Annotated in this window: 22 protein-coding genes and 1 tRNA gene; 18 read left to right on the top strand and 5 right to left on the bottom strand. The window is 44.3% G+C overall.

Annotation, left to right across the window (positions count from 1 at the left end):
* Positions 1-606 (top strand): adaptor protein MecA, encoded by a 606-nt coding sequence (locus tag ACTNA4_RS07005; protein WP_427805962.1) that lies wholly within the window; start codon positions 1-3, stop codon positions 604-606.
* A gap of 71 nt (positions 607-677) precedes the next feature.
* Here the strand turns inward: ACTNA4_RS07005 and ACTNA4_RS07000 are convergent, their stop codons facing one another.
* A complete protein-coding gene (locus tag ACTNA4_RS07000; protein WP_427805961.1) occupies positions 678-1145 on the bottom strand; it encodes an Lrp/AsnC family transcriptional regulator in 468 nt (155 codons plus the stop codon).
* 224 nt (positions 1146-1369) lie between these two features.
* Here ACTNA4_RS07000 and ACTNA4_RS06995 point away from each other — a divergent pair.
* The 3 genes from ACTNA4_RS06995 to ACTNA4_RS06985 all read left to right on the top strand — a co-directional run bounded on the left by ACTNA4_RS06995 (position 1370) and on the right by ACTNA4_RS06985 (position 3776).
* Positions 1370-1442: transfer RNA gene (locus tag ACTNA4_RS06995), tRNA-Lys, on the top strand.
* An 828-nt stretch (positions 1443-2270) separates the two neighbouring features.
* Positions 2271-3512: a replication initiation protein gene (locus ACTNA4_RS06990; RefSeq protein ID WP_427805960.1), complete on the top strand. Its 1242-nt coding sequence runs from the start codon at positions 2271-2273 to the stop codon at positions 3510-3512.
* Positions 3513-3617: 105 nt separating this feature from the next.
* Positions 3618-3776, top strand: a complete 159-nt coding sequence (locus tag ACTNA4_RS06985) for a hypothetical protein (RefSeq protein ID WP_427805959.1) — start codon at positions 3618-3620, stop codon at positions 3774-3776.
* Here ACTNA4_RS06985 and ACTNA4_RS06980 read toward each other — a convergent pair.
* Together ACTNA4_RS06980 and ACTNA4_RS06975 are read right to left on the bottom strand one after the other, a co-directional pair.
* The gene (locus ACTNA4_RS06980) at positions 3773-4285 is read right to left on the bottom strand and encodes a GAF domain-containing protein (RefSeq protein ID WP_441029286.1); all 513 of its coding nucleotides are present in this window, start codon (positions 4283-4285) and stop codon (positions 3773-3775) included. The genes ACTNA4_RS06985 and ACTNA4_RS06980 overlap by 4 nt on opposite strands.
* A 12-nt stretch (positions 4286-4297) precedes the next feature.
* Positions 4298-5470, bottom strand: a complete 1173-nt coding sequence (locus ACTNA4_RS06975) for an aminotransferase class I/II-fold pyridoxal phosphate-dependent enzyme (protein WP_427805957.1) — start codon at positions 5468-5470, stop codon at positions 4298-4300.
* A gap of 202 nt (positions 5471-5672) precedes the next feature.
* On the opposite strand from ACTNA4_RS06975, the gene ACTNA4_RS06970 reads away from it, so the two are divergent.
* Positions 5673-7655, top strand: coding sequence for a sodium-translocating pyrophosphatase (locus ACTNA4_RS06970; protein ID WP_427805956.1), 1983 nt, complete (start codon positions 5673-5675; stop codon positions 7653-7655).
* 77 nt (positions 7656-7732) lie between these two features.
* Here the strand turns inward: ACTNA4_RS06970 and ACTNA4_RS06965 are convergent, their stop codons facing one another.
* On the bottom strand, positions 7733-7972 hold the full coding sequence (locus ACTNA4_RS06965) for a TIGR03905 family TSCPD domain-containing protein (RefSeq protein WP_427820581.1): 240 nt from the start codon (positions 7970-7972) through the stop codon (positions 7733-7735).
* Positions 7973-8116: 144 nt separating this feature from the next.
* Here ACTNA4_RS06965 and ACTNA4_RS06960 point away from each other — a divergent pair, with 144 nt between their 5' ends.
* Together ACTNA4_RS06960 and ACTNA4_RS06955 are read left to right on the top strand one after the other, a co-directional pair.
* Positions 8117-8809, top strand: coding sequence for a 5'-methylthioadenosine/adenosylhomocysteine nucleosidase (locus ACTNA4_RS06960; protein WP_427805954.1), 693 nt, complete (start codon positions 8117-8119; stop codon positions 8807-8809).
* 126 nt (positions 8810-8935) lie between these two features.
* Positions 8936-10018, top strand: a complete 1083-nt coding sequence (locus ACTNA4_RS06955; protein ID WP_441029283.1) for a hypothetical protein — start codon at positions 8936-8938, stop codon at positions 10016-10018.
* Positions 10019-10199: 181 nt separating this feature from the next.
* Here the strand turns inward: ACTNA4_RS06955 and ACTNA4_RS06950 are convergent, their stop codons facing one another.
* A complete protein-coding gene (locus ACTNA4_RS06950; protein ID WP_427805952.1) occupies positions 10200-10385 on the bottom strand; it encodes a hypothetical protein in 186 nt (61 codons plus the stop codon).
* A 204-nt stretch (positions 10386-10589) separates the two neighbouring features.
* Here ACTNA4_RS06950 and ACTNA4_RS06945 point away from each other — a divergent pair, with 204 nt between their 5' ends.
* The 11 genes from ACTNA4_RS06945 to ACTNA4_RS06895 all read left to right on the top strand — a co-directional run bounded on the left by ACTNA4_RS06945 (position 10590) and on the right by ACTNA4_RS06895 (position 21917).
* Positions 10590-11648, top strand: coding sequence for an ABC transporter ATP-binding protein (locus ACTNA4_RS06945; RefSeq protein WP_441029281.1), 1059 nt, complete (start codon positions 10590-10592; stop codon positions 11646-11648).
* Positions 11632-12498 (top strand): ABC transporter permease, encoded by an 867-nt coding sequence (locus ACTNA4_RS06940; protein ID WP_441029279.1) that lies wholly within the window; start codon positions 11632-11634, stop codon positions 12496-12498. The genes ACTNA4_RS06945 and ACTNA4_RS06940 overlap by 17 nt, the downstream gene beginning before the upstream one ends.
* A gap of 12 nt (positions 12499-12510) precedes the next feature.
* Positions 12511-13962, top strand: coding sequence for a Gldg family protein (locus ACTNA4_RS06935; RefSeq protein ID WP_441024972.1), 1452 nt, complete (start codon positions 12511-12513; stop codon positions 13960-13962).
* Between the two features lie 12 nt (positions 13963-13974).
* On the top strand, positions 13975-14937 hold the full coding sequence (locus tag ACTNA4_RS06930) for a DUF4340 domain-containing protein (RefSeq protein ID WP_441029277.1): 963 nt from the start codon (positions 13975-13977) through the stop codon (positions 14935-14937).
* Between the two features lie 140 nt (positions 14938-15077).
* A complete protein-coding gene (locus ACTNA4_RS06925; RefSeq protein WP_441029275.1) occupies positions 15078-16487 on the top strand; it encodes an aminotransferase class I/II-fold pyridoxal phosphate-dependent enzyme in 1410 nt (469 codons plus the stop codon).
* A complete protein-coding gene (locus tag ACTNA4_RS06920; protein ID WP_427805946.1) occupies positions 16480-17076 on the top strand; it encodes a guanylate kinase in 597 nt (198 codons plus the stop codon). Before ACTNA4_RS06925 ends, ACTNA4_RS06920 begins: the two co-directional genes overlap by 8 nt.
* Positions 17077-17145: 69 nt before the next feature.
* On the top strand, positions 17146-18135 hold the full coding sequence (gene holB, locus ACTNA4_RS06915) for a DNA polymerase III subunit delta' (protein WP_427805945.1): 990 nt from the start codon (positions 17146-17148) through the stop codon (positions 18133-18135).
* Positions 18136-18138: 3 nt separating this feature from the next.
* On the top strand, positions 18139-19050 hold the full coding sequence (locus ACTNA4_RS06910; protein ID WP_427820651.1) for a PSP1 domain-containing protein: 912 nt from the start codon (positions 18139-18141) through the stop codon (positions 19048-19050).
* Positions 19040-19801 (top strand): tRNA1(Val) (adenine(37)-N6)-methyltransferase, encoded by a 762-nt coding sequence (locus ACTNA4_RS06905; protein ID WP_427805943.1) that lies wholly within the window; start codon positions 19040-19042, stop codon positions 19799-19801. The genes ACTNA4_RS06910 and ACTNA4_RS06905 overlap by 11 nt, the downstream gene beginning before the upstream one ends.
* A gap of 15 nt (positions 19802-19816) precedes the next feature.
* Positions 19817-20656, top strand: a complete 840-nt coding sequence (rsmI, locus tag ACTNA4_RS06900) for a 16S rRNA (cytidine(1402)-2'-O)-methyltransferase (RefSeq protein WP_427805942.1) — start codon at positions 19817-19819, stop codon at positions 20654-20656.
* 148 nt (positions 20657-20804) lie between these two features.
* Positions 20805-21917 carry an ABC transporter ATP-binding protein gene (locus ACTNA4_RS06895; RefSeq protein ID WP_427820652.1) on the top strand — a complete coding sequence of 371 codons (1113 nt, stop codon included), beginning with the start codon at positions 20805-20807 and terminating at the stop codon, positions 21915-21917.
* The last annotated feature ends 294 nt before the right edge of the window (positions 21918-22211 follow it).

Raw genomic sequence — 22211 nt, 5'->3', positions numbered from 1 at the left:
ATGACATTCTGGAAAATAACAGAGACAAAAATGAATTGCCTGATCACGCAGGAAGAGATAGAAATATTGGGTTACAGCATGGAAGAACTGATGCAGAATCATGAACGGACAAAAGAGTTCCTGAATTTGCTGCTTGAAAAGGGATGTGAGGTTCTCAATATGCAGGTGAGCGGGGATGTAACAAGTTTCTATGGCGCGTTATTGCCGGATCGAAGTCTTCTTCTTTCTATTGCCTGTGAAGAGGAAAAGCAGAAGGCGAATCAGCTGCAACGCGTGAAGGAAGAGCTTACCAGCGAGGATGCTGCAGAATGTTTGTCTTATCAAATCGTATTTCCCGAGTTGGATCACATGATACAGTTCTGTGGGGCATTCGGAGCCGGAAAGGCGGCAGAGAGCAGACTTTATGAGAATGATAGGATGTATTACTTGATGATGGATTTTAATAATACCGAAGAAGGAAGAGACGCGGCACGATCCATCATTGTGGCAGAGGAGTTCGGAGGGCTTGTAGAGCAGAACGCGATATCGGAATTGTTTCTCAATGAACATGAAAAATGTCTGATTAAGGAATGCGCAATAGAGAAATTGTGTGAAATGGATTCATAGGAAAAGCGCAAAAATGCTTCGTCAGAGCATTTTTGCGTAATTCCATCAGTTTGTGGATTTCTGAACGAAAATCAAGCATTATCTTCAGGAGAGGGTTCGGGAAGAGAGGTATAAATATTTTTAACATTTCGTAAAACAAATTGAGTTCGTGTAGAACGAACACCCCTCTGATCTTTGACCCATTTATGTATCTGCTCAAGATGTTCCGAAGAACGGCAGCAAATCTTTACCAGATAATCAAAATCACCTGTTAAATAGTAGCAGGAAATGATGTTAGGGTGTTCCATTATTTTTTCGATAAATGAATCGTTAAAGCGCGGATGAGTGAGACTGATTTCCATCAAGGCCGTTAAGTCGTTACCCATTTTGTGTTCATCCGTAATAATGGTGTATGATTCTATGATGCCGCTGTTTTCAAGTTTGCGTATACGTTCGATGACAGTTGATACGGAAAGATGAATCTCTTTGCTTATATCAGATGCTTTGATTCTTGCATTTTTTTTCAGTATAGATAAAATTTGGTAATCCAGTGAGTCCATAATGCCACTTCCTTTCGCTAACTCAAGTAAGGTCTCACACATTTATTATGATATAAAATGTACAGTTTGTCAAAAGATTTCGATTAATTTTGGTAGGAATTGATAATTGTAATAGTTTTGCGTATAATGGGTTGAAAAAATTTAAAAAAATATAAAAAAACACTTGCATTTTTGCGAAAGGGGTTATATAATAAATCTTGCGTTACGGAAGTGACATAAAGCAAGCGCCTTTAGCTCAGTTGGTAGAGCAGTAGACTCTTAATCTATTTGTCCAGGGTTCGAGTCCCTGAAGGCGCATTTATAAGCACTGTTTTCGATGATTGTATGAGAGACATCGGGGGCGGTGCTTTTTTGTTGTATAAAAAATGATATTAAGAGAAAGGTGTCCATCCATTTTGAAGATCATTCATGTATCCCGCTCTCCCAAAAAGGTACACAATATAAAGAAGAGGGGTGCTTTTGGGGGAATAGCAAAAATGAGGACATTCTTATATATATTGAAGATAACAACAACATATTTTAATTAAATTTTGTTTATATTAGAAAGCCTTGAAAACCGCGTGGTTGAGGGATTCTTAGGGGGATTTTGTGTACCGGAAAGGGGTAGCTTGTTTACCTTTCAGGGTAAAGACGTGTACAATTCAGGGGGGACTTGTGTAGGAATAAGGGGCATGTTGTGTACCTTAAAGGGAATATGAATGACCGGAAAAGTACACAATGATACAAAATCGGATTTTTTTCTTTACAAAATCCTATATCTTGTATATAATTGCTTTATGCAGTGTACCTGTTTGGTACACATAATTTAGAATGCGACGCACCCTTTTGGTACACAAAAAGGAAAGGGGTACCCTGAAAAGTACACGATAAGAAAGAGGATTCCTGAGGGGATGGCGGATTCTGTTTTTTAGTGTAGGAATACCCTTTTTGGTACACGAAAAGAGTGATATATTTTTGAACGTGTTACCCAAAAGGTACACAATAACCCGATTGGTACACAAGTTGTAAGGAAAAGGGTGCAGAGAAGAGTGCTGTGAGGGAATATGGCACCTGAAAGGTACACAAAACAATTTATACACCCAAAAGGTACACGATGACAATGCAAGATAATAAGGGGTTAAAGGAATGGTGGAGACAGGGAAAAAGACGAAAGATAAACAATTGATGGAACGGGACATGGTGTCGCGCTCGAATGTGCTGATTGAGAGTAAGTCCAGTACATCTCTTTTTGAACGGAAGCTTTTGAATATTGCAATTTCGAAGGCATATATTGAAGACGGGGAGCTGATTGCAAAAGTGTCGACGAAGGAGATTAAGAATTATCTGCATATTAGCGGAAATTCAATCTATTCAAGGCTGAAAGAGGTGTCAAAGGAGACTTTGGGACATGTTGTAAGTATTGAGGATGATGAAAAAGAGAATTTTATCATGTTTAATGTTGTGAATAAATGTGAATACCAGGATGGCGTGTTCACAACGCGTTTTACAAAAGAAATGAAGCCTCATATTTATAATCTTAAAAAAGATTATACCCGGATGAGTCTGGATGTACTTTGCTCGTTTAAGTCATTGTTTACGACACGAATCTACGAAATCCTGAGAACACAGTATTACCGGTTTGAGCGTGAACCGGGGGATGTGCTGGTGGTGCCGCGGCCGCCTAAGAAACCGTATTCTGTTGCAGAACTGAAATTTACATTGAATGTGGTGGATGCCAATGCTTCCAAAGCAGTGAAACGCCTGGTAGAGCAGGGAAGATTTGAAGAAGCTCTGGGAGAAATCAAAGATGCGCCATTTGATGACTGGAGAAATTTCCGGAGAAAAGTTATGGAGGTCGCGAAGAAAGAACTGGAAGAATCCGAGTATTCGGAGATCTGTTTTGATTATGAACCGGTCAAGAGCGGAAAAGGCGGAAAAGTGACAGGGATCCGCTTTTTGGTAAAGAAGAACCCGAATTGTACACATCATTCCGATCTGAAGCGTATGCAGGCGGTGGAAGCGGAAATGGAAGAAATAGCACCGGATGTTCTTGCACCTAAGAAAGTAGTTGTGAATGAAAGTATGATTCTTGAAGTGGCTGAAATATTTGGCGAAGAGCCGGTCACGATTCAGGAGATCCGTATGCTGCTCCAGGTATCGGAAAACAGGCCGGATGTGATAAAGAAGGCATTTCAGATGGCACAGGAGCAGAGCTTTGTGCATAATCTGATCGGATGGATGCGAAGATGCATTGAAGAAAAATGGTATGAAACGGAGACGATGCCAAAGTTTAAAGGGAAAACAGTGGAAGAATCTCAGATGACACTTGATTTATATCAGGAGTATCTTAATGAAAGAGATAAGAGTAAAGTTTGTTTATGTAAATAGCAAGCCGATGTAAGGTGTACTTTTTATGACTCACCTCTTTCGATATCATAAATTCAGAACATATGAGAAACATAAAGGTTGGTTTATGAAACGGAGGAGTTTGAGATGAAAAGATTTTTAAACAGCGATTTGTTTATTTTTATATGGGGAGCAGCGCTCCTGATCTACTGGCCGGTGGGAGTGGCCCTTTCTGTACTGGGACTGGTTGGGAGCTGGTATGAAGGAAAGAAAGCCTGTTTCCATAAAATAGCAGAGCAGCATTAAAATAGCTGCTCTAATATTTTTGCATATTCAGCAAGACCTTTGCGGTCATATTCATCAAACCGTCCGATGACGGGACTGTCGATATCAAGGACTCCAATCACCTTCCCGTTGGAATGAAGTGGAATCACGATTTCCGAATTGGAAGCGCAGTCACAGGCAATGTGTCCCGGGAATTCATGTACATTTTTTACGAGCATGATCTCGTCACGGGCAACAGCGGTGCCGCATACTCCGTTCCCTACCTGAATTTTCACGCAGGCGGGTTTGCCAAGGAAAGGACCGAGTATCAAAAAATCTTCGGAAGAATCTGCAGCCGGATTCAGAAAACTGTTCATAAGGTAGAATCCGGCCCAGTTAATATCTGTTAAGGCAAGATTTAGCAGCGCAGATGCATTAGCCAGGGCAGGAAGCCAGTGGGGATTCCCATCAATCAGCCCCAGCAGCCTGGTTTTTATAAGTGGATACAGATGTGATTTGTCTTCCGGATAAGTACTGGTATTTTCAAACATTAATCTATCTCCTTATTTTTGAAACATATTGGAAGCCTTCAGAACTTCCAGCAATTCTTTGATTTCATCGGGATCGATGACGAGAGCCATTCGAACGTAGCCTTCACCTTCGCTGCCGAATGCGCTGCCCGGAGTAACGATCAGTCCGGTGCGTTCCATCAGTTCCATGCAGAAATCCAATGAAGAAGCATAGCCTTCCGGGATGCGTCCCCATACGAACATAGTTCCCTGGCTGTCGGGTATGTTCCATCCGATCTCACGGAGACCGCCGCAGAGGGCACGGTTTCTTTCTTCGTATTTCAGACGCTGCTCTTCGACAAAATCATCAGGACCGGTAAGTGCTGCGATTGCGGCATATTGTACCGGCAGGAAGATGCCGTAGTCGATCTGACTGCGCAGAATTTTGAATTTTTCAACGATTTTTTTATTACCGATCACGAAAGAAATTCTGGCACCGGTCAGATTGTAGGATTTGGAAAGGGAGTAAAACTCTACACCTACATCCTTCGCGCCTTCGAAGGACAAGAAAGAACGTCCCTGCTTACGGGTAAATATAATATCGGAATAAGCATTATCGTGAATGATGATAATATTATTTTTCTTTGCAAAGGCAATCAATCGCTCATAGAATTCATCCGGGGCACAGACGCATACCGGATTCAGAGGATATGATACGATCATATATTTAGCCTGTTTCAGGATTTCTTCCGGTATATGTTCAAGATCCGGAAGGTATCCGTTCTTTTCTTCGATTTTGTAATACTCAATATGGGCACCTGCCATAATCCCGTTCATTTCAAATAATGGATATCCGGGATTCGGTACAAGGATGGTATCGCCCGGGTTGCACAGCGCCATTCCAATATGTGCCATTCCTTCTTGGGAACCGTAGACGGACATGATCTCATCCGGTTCAAGATCTACCTGGAAGCGATGTTTATAGCGATACTGTACGGCTTCTATAAGTTCCGGAATATCACGCAGAGAGTATTTGTAGTTTTCGGGATTCCCACAGGCATCCTGCATAGCTTTCATAATATGCGGCGCCGGTGAAAAATCGGGGGTACCTATTGAGAGGTTGTAAATCTTTCGGCCGCGTCGGATCAGTTCCTCCTTCTTCTCATTTAACATGGCAAAAATGCCGGTCTGGAACTGATTCACCATATCTGAAAATTGAAATTCCATTTTTCAGTACCTCCTTTTATCTTCTGAATAAGGTAATCTTAGCACTGAAAAGCGGCATTTGCAATAGGAGAACAATAGAGACAACTATGGATTATCACTGAAAATAATATATTTTACTTCACAGTTCCGGGTATGTCTGATAAAATGTAATTAACAGATAATATGGGATGAAATACAATAAATTTCAGAAAGAAGGGGTAAAATGGAAGCAATTGTAAAAATGATTCCGGTGTTTGGAATACTGGCGTTGCTGTTTGCAACGTATCTTGCAAGAAAGGTTGCCCGTCAGGAAGAAGGAACAGGGCGTATGAAAGAGATAGCAGGAGCGATCAGTGAAGGGGCCAGAGCATTTCTGATGGCCGAATACCGCATTCTCATTTTCTTTGTTGTCGTGCTGTTTGTCTTAATTGGCATCGGGATCGGTAACTGGGTGACTGCGATCTGCTTTGTCGTAGGAGCGCTCTTTTCTACCATGGCGGGGTATTGTGGAATGAGTGTGGCGACGAAGGCCAATGTCAGAACGGCAAATGCGGCTCGAGTAAGTGGAATGAATAAAGCGCTGTCGGTGGCGTTTTCCGGCGGCGCGGTAATGGGAATGTGCGTGGCAGGTTTTGGTGTCCTGGGAGTGAGTGCGATCTATCTGCTCACCAAAAATGTAGATGTGCTGTCGGGATTCAGCCTGGGGGCGTCTTCGATCGCCTTGTTTGCTCGTGTCGGAGGAGGTATCTATACAAAAGCTGCAGATGTGGGAGCGGATCTTGTGGGTAAGGTAGAGGCAGGAATTCCTGAGGATGATCCCAGAAATCCGGCGGTCATTGCCGACAATGTCGGTGATAATGTCGGTGATATAGCCGGCATGGGAGCAGATCTGTTTGAATCTTATGTGGGGGCTCTGATTTCGGCACTGACATTGGGAATTGTGTATTTTCAGGCGGAAGGGGCAATGTATCCGCTTATGATCTGCGGTTTCGGACTGCTTGCATCCGTGCTTGGTACCTTTTTTGTAAAGGGAGATGAAAAATCAAATCCGCACAAGGCGCTGAAAATGGGTACATATGTAGCGAGTATTGTAGTGGTTCTTGTGTCCGTTACTTTCAGTAAAATGCTGTTTGGAAATTTTAAGGCGGCTGTTGCCGTGGTTTCCGGATTGATCGTAGGACTTCTGATAGGCGCCATTACAGAGATTTATACGTCAGAGGACTATAAGTCGGTAAAAGTGATCGGAGAACAGTCAGAAACAGGAGCGGCCACAACGGTAATCAGCGGTCTGGCTGTGGGAATGAAATCTACAGCGGCTCCGATTCTGCTGATCTGTGCAGGTATTTTTGCGGCGTATCAGGTATGTGGGCTTTATGGAATTGCACTTGCGGCAGTTGGAATGCTCTCAACTACAGCGATTACCGTGGCGGTAGATGCGTACGGCCCGATTGCAGATAATGCAGGTGGTATTGCAGAGATGTCCGGATTGGATAAATCCGTCCGCAACATTACGGACAAACTGGATGCGGTCGGAAATACAACAGCGGCGATCGGAAAAGGATTTGCAATCGGTTCTGCGGCTTTGACCGCACTGGCGCTTTTTATTTCCTATGCAGAGGCGGTACAACTGAAAAGCATTGATATCCTGAATTACAGGGTGATCATAGGACTTTTCATCGGAGGAATGCTTCCGTTTCTCTTTTCGGCGATGACGATGGAATCCGTTTCAAAAGCGGCATATCAGATGATCGAAGAAGTGCGGCGGCAGTTCAGGAGTATTCCGGGAATCATGGAAGGGACGGCAAAGCCTGACTATAAGTCCTGTGTTGCAATCTCCACGACGGCAGCTTTGAAAGAAATGCTGGTTCCGGGGATTATGGCAGTTTTGTCGCCGCTTGCGGTGGGAATTTTACTTGGGCCGGAAGCTCTGGGAGGTTTGCTGACAGGGGCGCTGGTAACGGGTGTGCTGATGGCGATCTTTATGTCTAATGCGGGCGGCGCATGGGATAATGCAAAGAAATATATTGAAAATGATCATCATGGCGGCAAAGGAAGTGAAGCCCATAAGGCGGCAGTAGTCGGAGATACGGTAGGGGATCCGTTTAAGGATACTTCAGGACCTTCCATTAATATCCTGATTAAATTGATGACGATCGTGTCACTGGTATTTGCACCATTGTTCCTGAGAATCGGGGGATTAATTTAAAACTATATTGAGTGTAAAAATCCAGGCCTTCAGAACAAAGACCTGGATTTTTTAACAACCGGAATTAAGGTTCATTATTAACGAAGCGTTTTTAAAGCCTGTGCAAGCTGATCCGGGCAGGATGTTGATTTCATTCCACAGCGGATTCCATCCAGACGGGAAATGGCTTCATCTACCGTCATGCCCTCTACAAGGCGTGCAATGCCTTGTAGATTTCCTGAACATCCCTTTGTAAATGCAACATTGTGAATTCGTTTCTCATCATCTACTTCGATGTGAATTAGCTGCGAACATACGCCATGCGGTTTGTAATCCATGTCATAGACCTCCTGATAATCTTTCTCTGAGTGAATTATAGCAGAGGGAAGAAAAAAAGCTAGGTTTATATTCGGAAATTTGCTATAATACAACCATGTCATAAAATCAGAAGGTATAACAACAGAATTTGGAGGAAATAGAACATGATAGGCATTATCGGTGCAATGGAAGAAGAAGTTGCCCATTTAAAAGAGGCAATGCAGGTGGAGAAAACAGTAGAGCGTGCAGCAATGACCTTTGTTAAGGGAAAGCTGGACGGAAAGGATGTTGTGGTGGTGCGCAGCGGAATCGGGAAAGTAAATGCGGGAATCTGCGCGCAGATTCTGGCCGATCTTTTTGAAGTAGATACGCTCATCAATACAGGAGTTGCGGGATCGCTTGACGCCGCGCTTGATATCGGAGATATTGTAATTTCAACAGATGCTGTACAGCACGATATGGATGTCAGTGCACTGGGAGATCCGGTAGGACAGATCCCGCGTATGGATACATTTGCATTCCCTGCCGATGAGAGACTGGTACAGCTTGCTGTTCAGGCGAATGAGGAGGCGAATCCGGATATTCATACATTTACCGGAAGAGTAGTGAGCGGAGATCAGTTTGTATCGGACGGGGCTGTTAAAGAACGGCTTGTGACACAGTTTCAGGCAAAATGTACGGAGATGGAAGGAGCTGCGATTGCGCAGGCGGCTTACCTCAACAAAATTTCGTGTGTCATTATTCGGGCTATTTCGGACAAAGCTGACAACAGTTCGACGATGGATTATGCTGCATTTGAAAAGCAGGCGATCACCCATACGGTAAGGCTTGTGCGGAATTTGATGGGTAAAGTTTAACAGATGAAGAGGCAGATTCTGACATCTCGGCATTTAGGAATGTCGGAATATGAAGAACGATTATAGAGTCCAATTCCTGAGATTTACGCTATAATGGTGGCAAATCAAAGAAGGAGGACTCTTTTTATGTTAGAGAGGATCGTAACACAGCAAGTGTTTTTCTACTTCGTCGGCGCTGTGATTGCTATTGGAGTTCTTGCAAAGATTATCGCCGGCATTTCGTTAAAACGTCTGGTTAAGGCGGCAAGTAACATGGGAAAGAGTAATCATGCACTGATGAAGCTTGTGAGAGCAAAATTTGAGCATGCATGTATGATCAGTGATAAAGTGCAGAATGTGCGGGCATTTGTGGACAAGTATGTATATGAGTACAAAGTGCTAGGACTCAGACTGCATTCATGGCGTCAGCTTGAGAGAACAGCAATCTGGCTCTGTGGTCTTTTGAGTCTTGCCGGTGCAGGTATGGTATATTATGTGAAAGGACCTGATACGATCATGTATCAGTACATGATTCTTGGCTCTGTCGGTATGCTGGCGTTATTCTTGCTCCATATCACTTCAGATGAACGCTATCAGCTCGAGGCGGCAAAAACTTATATGGTAGATTTCCTGGAAAATACATATGCTCATCGTTATACAAAAGGTCCCCGGAAAGAATTTCAGGTTACCGTACAGCGTGCAATGGAGGAACGGGAAAATGTTCCGCCGCAGAGAGAACCGATTTCAGATCTGGGAAATATGCCCGGACAGATGCCGCGGCAGCCGATACCCGGAGGTGAACCGCGTCCGCAGCCTGTGCACGTAGTTGATCCGCAGCCTGCTCCATACGTCACGCCACAGCCTCAGCAGGTTCCGGTGACGGAGCCGCAGGCATATACCATGACCGGGCAGCAGTCACCGAATGCATCAGAAGAAAATGCAGAAAAGGGGAAGAAAGGGAAAGCACCGTTCGGGCACGGATTAAAGAAGAAAAAGGAAAAAGCAGAGACGGTGGCGGCTTCAGGAAATGCGTACGCGGCGGAGAACTACCCACAGCCGGAATCGCAAAATACAAGGTATGATTACGAACAGTATGGAATGCAGAGTATGAGGAGAGAATATATGCCGGAGCAGGAGCGTGGGTATGCGAAAGCACCGGTGACAAATGAAACAGGAGAGTTGGAGAAGGAGGCGAGAATCCGGGAAATCCTGGAAGAATTCCTCGCTTAATAATAGATTGAAAAAGAGCTGATTGTTCATAAAAAACGATCAGCTCTCTTTGCGTAAACTCAAAGATATTTCAGGTATCGTAAAGATTCGGCACTATAGCCGAATCTGCATAACATCAACTTCAAGTTCCCATAAAAACTTATCCAGATCTTTATAGGACAGGAAAACAGTTGCCGTATTTTCAAGAGGATGAATGCCGCTTGCCCTTGGAATCCCTGAGGAACAGGTTCTTGCACAGGATCCCTTTTGCAGGAAGACCAAGGCGGTCCATATCTTCCATTGTATAAACGGGTTCATGTTCGACAACTTCATACTTAATATTCAATTTTTTTAACATATCATAAATGCGCTGCTTTTGATCTCCCATTGCCATATCTCCTTTGCATTTTATTATCTATCATTATAGGCGAAAGCGTCTGGTATGTGAAGACACACAAAAATCACAATTCTCATGCAAAACTTTCACAGTTATTCCTTATACTGGCTCTTATGCAATCAGAAAAATCCGGTGGTATCCGGGCAGTTTGAAGCATAAGCTGAGAAAGATAGAAAAAAGCTAGGAGGGAACGTGTTGATTGAAGTAAGGAATCTTGTAAAGAGATATGGGACACATCTGGCCGTGGACCATTTGAGTTTTACAGTAGAGAAGGGGCAGATATACGGATTTCTGGGACCGAATGGCGCCGGGAAATCGACCACGATGAACATTATGACAGGATATCTGGGGGCAACCGAAGGGGAAGTCCTGATTAACGGGCATAATATTCTGGAAGAACCGGAAGAGGCGAAGAAATGCATCGGATACTTGCCGGAAATGCCGCCTCTTTATCTGGAGATGCGGGTCCGCGAGTATATGGATTTTGCGGCGGAGCTGAAGAAGATACCGAAGAAAGAGCGGAAAAGTGCAGTGGAACAGGCGATGAAGATGGTGAAACTTACAGATGTAGAGAATCGTCTGATCAAGAACCTGTCAAAAGGATATAAGCAGAGAGTCGGACTGGCACAGGCAATTCTGGGATTCCCGGAAATCATCATTCTGGACGAACCGACGGTCGGACTGGATCCGAAGCAGATCATTGAAATTCGCGAACTGATCCGTGAGTTGGCAAAGGAACATACCGTTATATTAAGTTCCCATATTCTGGCTGAGATTCAGGAAGTGTGTGATTATATCATGATCATCTCCGGAGGAAAGCTTGTGGCGAGTGATACACCGGAAAATCTGGAGAAACTCCTTGAAGGACAGCGGTCGGTTGAAATTCTTGCAAAAGGAACGGAAGATAAGGTAAGGATGATTCTGAAGTCGATTCCTGAGGTGAAAAGCGCAGACGTAAAACCGGGGGAAGAAGGCGGAACGACAAAGGCAAGTGTGATTCCTACAGAAAATCAGGATATCCGTGAGAATGTGTTCCGTGCATTTGCCGGTGCGGATTGCCCGCTCCTGATGCTATATCACAGCAGGACAACACTGGAAGATGTATTCCTTGAATTGACTCAAAAAGAGAGTGCCGCTGCAAAACAGACTGAATCAAAGACAGAGGAAGACGATCTATGGGACGAAGATAACGTATGGGATGATGAAGAACTGTACGAAGGAGAGGAGGAATCGGGCGATGGCGGCGATTTATAAAAGAGAACTAAAATCCTATTTCCAATCCATGACAGGATATGTACTTACCGCATTCATGGTCGTGTTTACCGGGATTTATTTTATGGCGTATAATCTGAATTCGGGGTATCCGTATTTTTCGTATGTTTTGCTGAGTATTAATTATATATTGATTATTATCGTACCGCTTTTGACTATGCGTTCCTTTGCGGAGGAAAGAAAGAGCAGGACAGATCAGATGCTTTTGTCTGCACCGGTGAGTCTGACAGAAGTAGTACTGGGGAAATATCTGGCGATGATTACTGTATTTGCAGTACCATGCGTAATATTCTGCACATTTCCGTTGATTATCAAAAGCTTTGGGACGGCCTATCTGAAAGTGGATTATTTATCAATTTTAATGTTTTTCCTGATGGGATGTGTATACATATCAATCGGAATGTTCCTTTCATCCCTCACAGAGAGCCAGATTATCGCGGCTGTCACAACCTTTGGCGCGCTGCTGCTGGTTTATCTTTGGGGAGGACTGACTAAGTTCCTTCCAACATCCAAGACCAGTGGTATGATCGGGATGGTGATTCTTCTGACGATCGTGGCAGCAGTTATTTATCAGATGACGAAAAACTGGATGATTTCCGGTATTGTAGAAGTTATCGGCGTAGCCATAGTCGTGGCTCTCAGTTTTGTAAAGGCGGAACTGTTTGAGAATCTTCTGGTCAATCTGATGGAGAAATTATATATTACGGAAGTGTTTGAGAATATAGCGGTAAATCGTCTGTTTGATGTAAGTGGACTTGTGATGTATCTGACCGTGATTGCAGTGTTTGTTTTTTTTACGATGCAGTCCATTCAGAAAAGACGTTGGAGTTAGGAGGGGTGAGACATGGAAAAGATTAAGAAAATGTTCAAAAGTGTATCCTCCAAAAATGGTACGTATAGTGTAGGCCTTACCGTACTGGTTCTGGTGATTGCGGTGCTGGTCAATCTTGTGGCCGGTCAGCTTCCGGAAAGTATGAGAAATATTGACATCAGTGACAACGGAATCTACGAGATCAGTGAGGTCTCGGAAGAAATTCTGGACGAACTGGATAAAGAGGTGAAGCTGACGGTCGTGGCGGATCTGGATTCTGTCGATCAAAGAATTGAGACATTTGTAAAGAAATATGCGGCTTTATCGAAGAAGATCGACCTGGAATGGATCGATAGTGTACAGCATCCTTCCGCTTTGCAGAAGTATAATACAGAGGGCGACATCATCAACGTAGAGTGTGAAGAAACAGGAAAGAGCACGCAGATTGCCTTTGACGATATTATCAAATATGATGAATACACATATTATATGTCCGGACAGCTTAGTGAGACGGAATTCGATGGAGAAGGACAACTTACAAGCGCAATCGGATATGTGACCAGTACCGAGACTAAGAAAATCTATCGCACCAGCGGACACGGTGAGGCGACGTTTTCTACATCGGTAAATGAATTGTTTTCCAAGAATAATCTGGAGACATCCGAGATCAATCTGAGTATGAATGCGCAGATTCCGGAGGACTGTGATCTTTTGTTCCTCTATGCGCCATCTTCTGATATTACGGATGATGAAAAGACGCTGATAGAGGATTATCTCGCGGATGGAGGCAACGTGTATCTGATTCTGGGTACGGATGAAGTGGATCTGCCGAACCTGGAAGCGATTATGGCAGATTATGGGCTGGGACGTGCGGATGGTTATATTGCGGATATGCAGAGATGCTATCAGAATAATTATTATGCGATCTTCCCGCAGCTTACATTGACCGGTGACCTGGGGCAGGGAATTAAAAATGAGATGGTTCTGCTCTTGAATTCGCATGGACTGGAAAAACTGGATACAGAAGACGACGCACTGACGGTGTCAACATTTATGGAAACATCAACGCAAAGCTATGCGGTGCGGGAAGACGGAGAGACGGAAGGACAGTACATTCTGGGAGCAGTTGCAAAGAAGACCTGCGATACCGGAGATGAAGATACGAATGAAGATGAGGAGGATGCCGGTTCCGGGGATACAGAAGAATCGGAGGTTTCCCGGTTAACAGTCGTCGCTTCGGATTCTCTGATCAGTTCGGATATTACCGATCAGCTCACAACACTGGATAACCTGACACTGTTTGTGAATTCTGTCATGAACAATTTTGATGATGTGGAAAATGTTGCAATTGAAGCGAAGAGTCTGAGTGTGGAGCAGAACACACCGGTTCATGCAGGAACGATCAGTCTGATCATCATATTTGTGATTCCGATTGCGATTCTTGTGATTGGATTTGTGACATGGATGCGCAGGAGAAAATCATAGGGAGGACTGTATATGAAGAAAAAGCAGAAAACATTTGCAATTCTTACAGGAGTGATTGTGATTCTGTTACTGGCATTCTTTGGAATGAAGTATGTAAATCATGCGAATGAAGAGAAGGAAGAGCAGAAAAAAGAGGAGGAAAAAATCCAGGTTCTGAAGGCAGACGGTCTGAATGCGATGACATATGCAGATGCAGAAGGAAACAGTATGGCATTCGAGAAGGAAGAAGGGGCCTGGAAGTTCAGTGAAGATCCGGTGATCGAGCTTCAGGAGGATGTGATGCTGGATATGGAAAATGCTTTTTCGGACATTCAGGCGATCAAAGAGATCAGCTCGCCCGATGAATTATCAGATTATGGGTTCGATGCGGTGACATACCGCCTTTCCGTCACAGAGGAAGATGGAACGGAACATGAGTATCTGTTTGGAAATACAACAGGGGAGCAGATTTATTTTATGGAGGAGAACGGAGAAAATGTCTACACAGTTTCTTCAGAACTGACTTCCCAGATGTTGTGGAACCTGGCTGATATTGCCGAGAAAGACAGTTTTATTCAGATTATTGCAGATCATTTTGTCAAAGAGGTGATTACGGCACCGGATGGAACACAAACGGTGTATGAAGCAGTGGAAGAAACAGAAGATTCGGAAGATGAGACAGAACAGTCGGATGATGCAGAAGAAAATAATCCGGTTGAGAAAGTTGCAAATGGAATTGCCGGAATGTATTTTACCGATTGTGTCGATTATCATGTGACAGATGAGACAAAAGCCGGGTATGGTCTGGATGAGGCGTCCAGAACGAAGGTGGAAGTGACTTACAAAGACTCGCAGGACGGAGAAAAAGAGAAAACGGTGATCTTCTATGTGGGGAAAGAAGATGAGGACGGCTCATATTATTATGTTCAGCTTGACGGTTCCATCCGGGTAAACCGGGTTCTTTCCGATAGCATTAAGACCATTCTTCCGGAATAGAAATTTATATCGTTTGTTGTAATTCCATTTTAAAACCGCTATACTAAGAACTGGACTTGGTATAGCGGTTTGTTGCGCTATGATATGAGAGGTTGGCGGAACACACAAAAAAGTGGTTCTGCAGGAAATATGGAGGACGCATGAAACGATTATATGACAGATTAGAAGAATACTCCCGGCAGGATTATTATGGCTTTCATATGCCCGGGCATAAAAGAAATACAGAAATTCTGGGAGTGGATCTGCCGTATGCGATTGACATTACCGAGATAGACGGGTTCGACGATCTGCATCATGCCGATGGGATTCTGAAGGAAGCGCAGGAAAGAGCGGCGTCCGTATTTGGGGCGGATGAGACACATTTTCTGGTAAATGGAAGTACAGTGGGAATTCTGAGTGGAATTCTGGGAAGTACAAAGAAGGGCGATAAGATCCTGGTGGCACGTCATTGTCACAAGTCGGTTCATCATGCTATCTATTTAAATGAATTGAGACCGAGGTACCTCTATCCGGATTTTGACGGTGAAAAACACTGGAATGGAGAAATCCGCGTGGAAGATGTCAGAAAAGCACTCGAAGAAGAGCCGGACATACGGGCGGTCGTTGTGGTCTCTCCGAATTATGATGGGGTGGTTTCAGACATCAGGGAGATTGCACGGATCGTGCACGAAAAGGGAATTTCTCTGATTGTGGACGAGGCGCACGGAGCACATTTTGGCTTTCACCCGTATTTCCCGGAGCGGTCAAATGGACTGGGAGCCGATGTGGTGATCCAGAGTCTTCATAAGACGCTGCCATCCTTGACCCAGACGGCACTTCTTCATATGAACGGACCGATTGCAAACAGAGAACGGATACGGCGTTATCTGGATATGCTGCAGAGCAGCAGCCCCTCTTATGTCTTCATGGCGAGTATGGATGCATGCATTGATTTTGTGGCAGGGGAGGAAGGTGCGAGGGCATTTCATATTTATGCCGAACGCCTTGCGGAAACCAGAAATAAACTTGCCTCTTTGCGCTTTCTGAGACTTCTGGAATCCGATCATTATGATCCGTCCAAAATCGTAATTTCGGTTTCAAAAGCGAATCTGACGAGCCATGAGTTATATGAGAAACTTTTGCGTGACTATCATTTGCAAATGGAAATGGTGGCAGGGACGTATTTGATTGCCATGACATCGGTCGCCGATACGAAGGAAGGCCTGGACCGTCTGGTGAAGGCACTATTAGAGATTGACGGGGAATTGGAAGAGCCGAAGTGTTGTGCAGAGATTTCCGGTGAGCTTCCGCGGCAGGAGCAGGTGTTTACACCGTTTGAAATTGCCGAAAAGAACGAACAGGGACTGGGAGAAAGTATTTCCTGGAGACAGAGTGAAGGAAGAGTCTCTATGGAATATGCGTATCTCTATCCGCCGGGAAGTCCGGTCATTGTGCCGGGCGAGCGAATCAGCAGAGAGGCGGTGGAGCTTCTTGCATTTTATGAAGAACAGAAATTTCAGATAGAAGGAATTCAGGAAAAAGGAAGAATCAGGGTGCTGAAAAATGAGTAATATATATTATCTGATGGGAAAAAGTTCATCCGGAAAGGATACCATTTACAAAAGAATCAAAGAATTGCATCCGGAACTGAAAACGGTCACGATTTACACGACCCGCCCGATCCGTGAGGGGGAGAAGAACGGGAAAGAATACTATTTCGTAAATGAAGAGAAATTGCAGCAGTTACTGGATGATGGGAAAGTGATTGAGTTGCGCACCTATGACACCGTTCATGGTCCCTGGAACTATTTTACTGTGGATGACGGACAGTTTGATCAGGATACGGCAGATTATCTTATGATCGGGACACTGGAATCCTATCAGAAGATGAGAGAATATTTTGGCGAAGAAAGAATAGTGCCACTCTATATCGAAGTGGAGGACGGGGAACGTCTGATGCGTGCACTTACCAGAGAGAGAATGCAGAAAGAGCCGAAATATGCGGAAATGTGCAGACGCTTCCTTGCAGATACCGAGGATTTCTCGGAAGAGAATCTGAAAGCGGTGGGAATTACCGAACGGTTTGAAAATCGGGAACTTGAGGAAACGGTAAGAAAAATTTCAGAAAGAATTCAGCAGAAAACAGGCGAATTAGGCTAGGTATTCCGCTGAAATTATGATACAATAACAGGTAGTTACGGGAATTTATACATTAAAGAAGGTGAAGCTATGTCAGGTTTTAAAGATGTCGTTGGACATACTGAGATTATTGAATATATGAAAAATGCAGTGAAGCAGGATAAAGTGTCTCACGCTTATATTTTAAATGGACCGAAAGGGTCAGGAAAGAAGCTGCTGGCGAAGCTTTTTGCCCAGGAACTTCAGTGTGAGAACAATGGGGATGAGCCGTGTAATAAATGTCATTCCTGTCGTCAGGCCATGAGTGGCAATCATCCGGATATTATCCGTGTGACCCATGAAAAACCGAATTCCATCAGTGTAGATGAGATCCGTGTACAGATCAATGAAGATATTCAGGTGAAGCCGTACAACGGGAAATATAAGATTTATATCGTACCGGATGCAGATCTGATGACGGTACAGGCACAGAATGCATTGTTAAAGACGATCGAGGAACCGCCGTCTTATGCGGTGATCTTCCTGCTTACGGAGAATGCAGACAGCCTGCTCCCGACGATCTGTTCCAGATGCGTTATGCTGAAGCTTCGCAATATCAAGGATAAACTGGTGAAAAAGTATCTGATGGAGACGCTGGAGATTCCGGATTACAAAGCGGATGTCTGCACGGCATTTGCACAGGGCAATGTGGGAAGGGCCATTATGCTGGCAAACTCAGAGCATTTTAATGAGATCAAGGAAGAAGCAATCCAGCTTTTGAAGAACATTGATACGATGGAAGTCAGCGACCTGGTCGAGGCGGTTAAGCGGATTACCGCGTATAAGATCGAGATCAATGACTATCTGGATATCCTGATGATCTGGTATCGGGATGTATTGATCTACAAAGCAACGAAGAATATTGACAGAGTGATTTTTAGCGAACAGCTTGATTATATCAAGGAACGCGCGAAGAAAAGCTCCTATGAAGGGATAGAAACGATTTTGAATGCGCTGGAGAAGGCGAAAACACGTCTGAAAGCGAATGTGAACTTTGACCTGGTAATGGAGCTTCTGTTATTGACGATAAAGGAGAATTAGCCGATGACAAAAGTAATAGGAGTCCGTTTCAGGGCTGCAGGGAAAATTTATTTTTTTGCTCCGGGCAAGCTGCAGATTCAGCGCGGGGATCAGGTAATCGTGGAGACGGCACGGGGAGTGGAATTTGGAAATGTCGTGATGGGACCGAAGGAAATCCCCGATGAGGAGATCACCCAGCCGCTCAAGACGGTGATCCGCGTTGCAACAGACGAAGACCGGAGAACCGAAGAGAAGAACCGGAAAAAAGAAAAAGAAGCATTCAACATCTGTCTTGAAAAGATTCAGAAGCATGGACTGGAAATGAAGCTGATCGATGCGGAATACACATTTGACAATAATAAAGTTCTGTTTTATTTTACAGCTGACGGAAGAATCGACTTCCGTGAACTGGTCAAGGATCTGGCGGCGGTGTTCCGTACGAGGATCGAATTAAGACAGATCGGGGTACGTGACGAGACGAAGATCCGCGGAGGAATCGGAATCTGCGGGCGTGAGCTTTGCTGCCACACTTACCTGTCTGAATTTGCACCGGTATCGATTAAGATGGCGAAGGAACAGAATCTGTCGCTGAATCCATCAAAGATCTCAGGCGTATGCGGCAGGCTGATGTGCTGTCTGACGAACGAGGAAGAGACCTACGAAGAACTGAACAGCCGCCTCCCGGCAGTGGGAGATACCGTGACGACCAGTGACGGACTGCGGGGAGAGGTGCACTCATTGAGTGTCTTAAGACAGCAGGTAAAGGTGATTGTAAACCTGGATAACGACGAGAAGGAGATCCGGGATTATAAGGTCAGCGAACTGAAGTTCCGGCCGAGAAAGCGTAAGAATGATGTGAAGCTGACGAAACAGGAGATGAAAGAGCTTGCGGCTCTGGAAAAGGGTGAAGGAGCGTCAAAATTAGATGACAACTAATCTGAAGCAGGGGGAACGGCTCGACGATTTACAGATAAAAGGATATGAGATCATACAGCATCCGGGAAGGTTCTGCTTTGGGATGGATGCGGTTCTTCTCAGTGCATTTGCAAAGATAAAAGCGGGAGAATGTGTTCTTGATCTTGGGACAGGAACGGGAATTCTCCCGATTCTTTTCGCTGCAAAGACAGAAGGCAGGCATTTTACTGGGCTGGAGATCCAGGAGGAGAGTGCGGATATGGCGAGAAGAAGCGTACAGCACAATCACCTGGAAGAACGGGTGGAAATCGTAACCGGTGATATTAAGGAAGCATCGATGATCTTCGGGCCGTCATCGATGGATGTGGTGAGTACAAATCCACCGTATATGATCGGCGGACACGGACTGGCAAATCCGAAAAGCGAGAAAGCGATCGCACGCCACGAGGTACTGTGTACACTGGATGACATTATCCGGGAAAGTACAAAAGTATTGAAACCGGGCGGACGATTTTACATGGTTCACAGGCCGTTTCGGCTTGCTGAGATTCTGTCCAAAATGACAGAAACGGGATTGGAGCCCAAAAGGATGCGTCTGGTATATCCATACATAGATAAGGAACCAAATATGGTTTTGATTGAAGGAATCCGGGGTGCGAAGCCCAGAATGACGATCGAACCGCCGCTGATCGTTTACAAAAAAGATGGAACATATACACAGGAAGTACTGGAACACTATGGAATGGACGGCTTGGGAAATAACGGCAGGTAACGGAAAGGAGAGCGTATGGCGGGAACATTATATTTGTGTGCGACACCCATCGGCAATCTGGAAGATATGACGTTCCGGGTGATCCGGACATTGAAGGAAGTAGATCTGATCGCAGCAGAAGATACGAGGAACAGCATCAAGCTGCTGAATCATTTTGAGATTAAGACACCGATGACCAGTTACCATGAATACAATAAAATCGAAAAGGGACAAAAGCTGGTGGATAAACTGCTGGAAGGACAGAACATAGCATTGATTACAGATGCAGGTACGCCGGGAATCTCGGATCCGGGAGAAGAACTGGTGAAGATGTGCTATGAAGCCGGGATTACAGTGACTTCACTTCCGGGTGCGGCCGCATGTATTACTGCGCTCACGATATCCGGATTGTCAACCAGAAGATTTGCTTTTGAGGCATTTCTGCCATCCGATAAAAAAGAGCGTCAGGAAGTTCTGGCGGAACTGGCAGAAGAAACCAGAACCATGATCATTTACGAGGCACCGCACCGCCTGGTGAAGACCTTGAAGGAACTGGGGCAGGTTCTGGGAGAAGACCGCCGGCTGACTGTATGCAGAGAACTTACGAAGAAGCACGAAACAGCATTTACCACAACATTTGCCGAAGCAGTCTCTTATTATGAAGAAAATGAGCCAAAGGGAGAATGCGTGCTGGTTGCAGAGGGAAAAAGCCGTGAAATGATACGACGTGAAGAACAAGGGAAATGGGAGCAGATGAGCATTCCGGAGCATATGGAGTATTATCTGAACCAGGGAATGGAGAAGAAAGAGGCTATGAAATGCGTCGCAAAGGACAGAGGGATCGGCAAACGTGACGTATATAAGGCACTTTTGTAGTTTCGTCAATTTGTACACCTTGTTTATAAAACTTTGTTCAACCCGAACATAGACCAGAAACGATTTTTTTACTATACTAAATGACAGATAGAGAAAACGGCTGAGCCGTAATAAAAAGTAATCAAAACATTTTAGGAGGAAAGAACCAATGGCAAGTTTATCATTAAAACATATCAACAAAACTTATCCAAACGGATTTGAGGCAGTTAAAGATTTCAACCTTGAAATCGAAGATAAAGAATTTATCATCTTTGTAGGACCGTCAGGATGTGGAAAATCCACAACACTTCGTATGATCGCAGGTCTGGAAGACATCTCAAGCGGTGAATTAAAGATTGGTGATAAAGTAGTGAACGATGTAGAACCAAAAGACAGAGATATCGCAATGGTATTCCAGAACTACGCTCTGTATCCACATATGACTGTATATGATAACATGGCATTTGGTCTTAAATTAAGAAAAGTTCCGAAACCGGAAATTGATAAAATGGTTCGTGAAGCGGCAAGAATCCTTGACCTGGAAAGCCTGCTTGATCGTAAACCGAAAGCATTATCAGGTGGACAGAGACAGCGTGTTGCTATGGGACGTGCTATCGTTCGTAACCCGAAAGTATTCCTTATGGATGAGCCTCTTTCAAACCTGGATGCTAAGCTTCGTGGACAGATGCGTATTGAGATCTCTAAATTACATCAGAGATTAGGTACAACCATCATCTACGTAACACATGACCAGACAGAAGCTATGACACTGGGAACCAGAATCGTAGTTATGAACGCAGGTGTTGTTCAGCAGGTAGATACTCCACAGGTATTATACGATACCCCGTGCAACCTGTTCGTAGCAGGATTCATCGGATCTCCGCAGATGAACTTCGTAGATGCTGTATGTAAAGTAAAAGGCGACAAAGTATACCTTCAGGCTGGTCCTTCTGATATCGAACTTCCGGCTGCAAAAGCTAAAAAGCTTATCGATGGCGGATATGATGGAAAGACAGTTGTTCTCGGAATCCGTCCGGAAGATGTACATGACGAACCAGAATTTATCGCAAAATCTCAGGGTACTCTGATTGAAGCTACAATCCGTGTATACGAAATGCTTGGTGCAGAAGTTTACTTACACTTCGATTACGAAGGAGCAAGCATGACTGCAAGAGTTGATCCTAGAACAACAGCAAGAACAGGCGATACTGTTAAATTTGCTTTGGATGCAGACAAGATTCATGTATTCGATAAAGAAACAGAAAAGACAATCACAAACTAAGAATGTGTAATCCGCAAGAGACATATCCCATTTGAGATATGTCTCTTGTTTTTTGCCATGTGTACGCCAAACAGATCCGGTGGAATTTTTTTAATCTTTCAAATTTCCGAAAATGATTGACAAAATAATAGAATCTGATTATTATAACTAATAAGTAAAAGGGAGTAACCTACGTTTGTCATGAATGCGTTTACGATATCGTCAATACGATGGAACCCATCCGGTATCGTGAGAAAACGGTGAGACTTTTATTGCAGGAAGAAGTATGCAATGAAAGTCTTTTCTTTTTATCTT

It is taken from the genome of Bariatricus sp. HCP28S3_A7, from assembly GCF_052066375.1.
Classification (GTDB): domain Bacteria; phylum Bacillota; class Clostridia; order Lachnospirales; family Lachnospiraceae; genus Allocoprococcus.
Note: the sequence above shows the minus strand (reverse complement) of the source record. Positions and strands in the feature narration are given on the sequence as shown.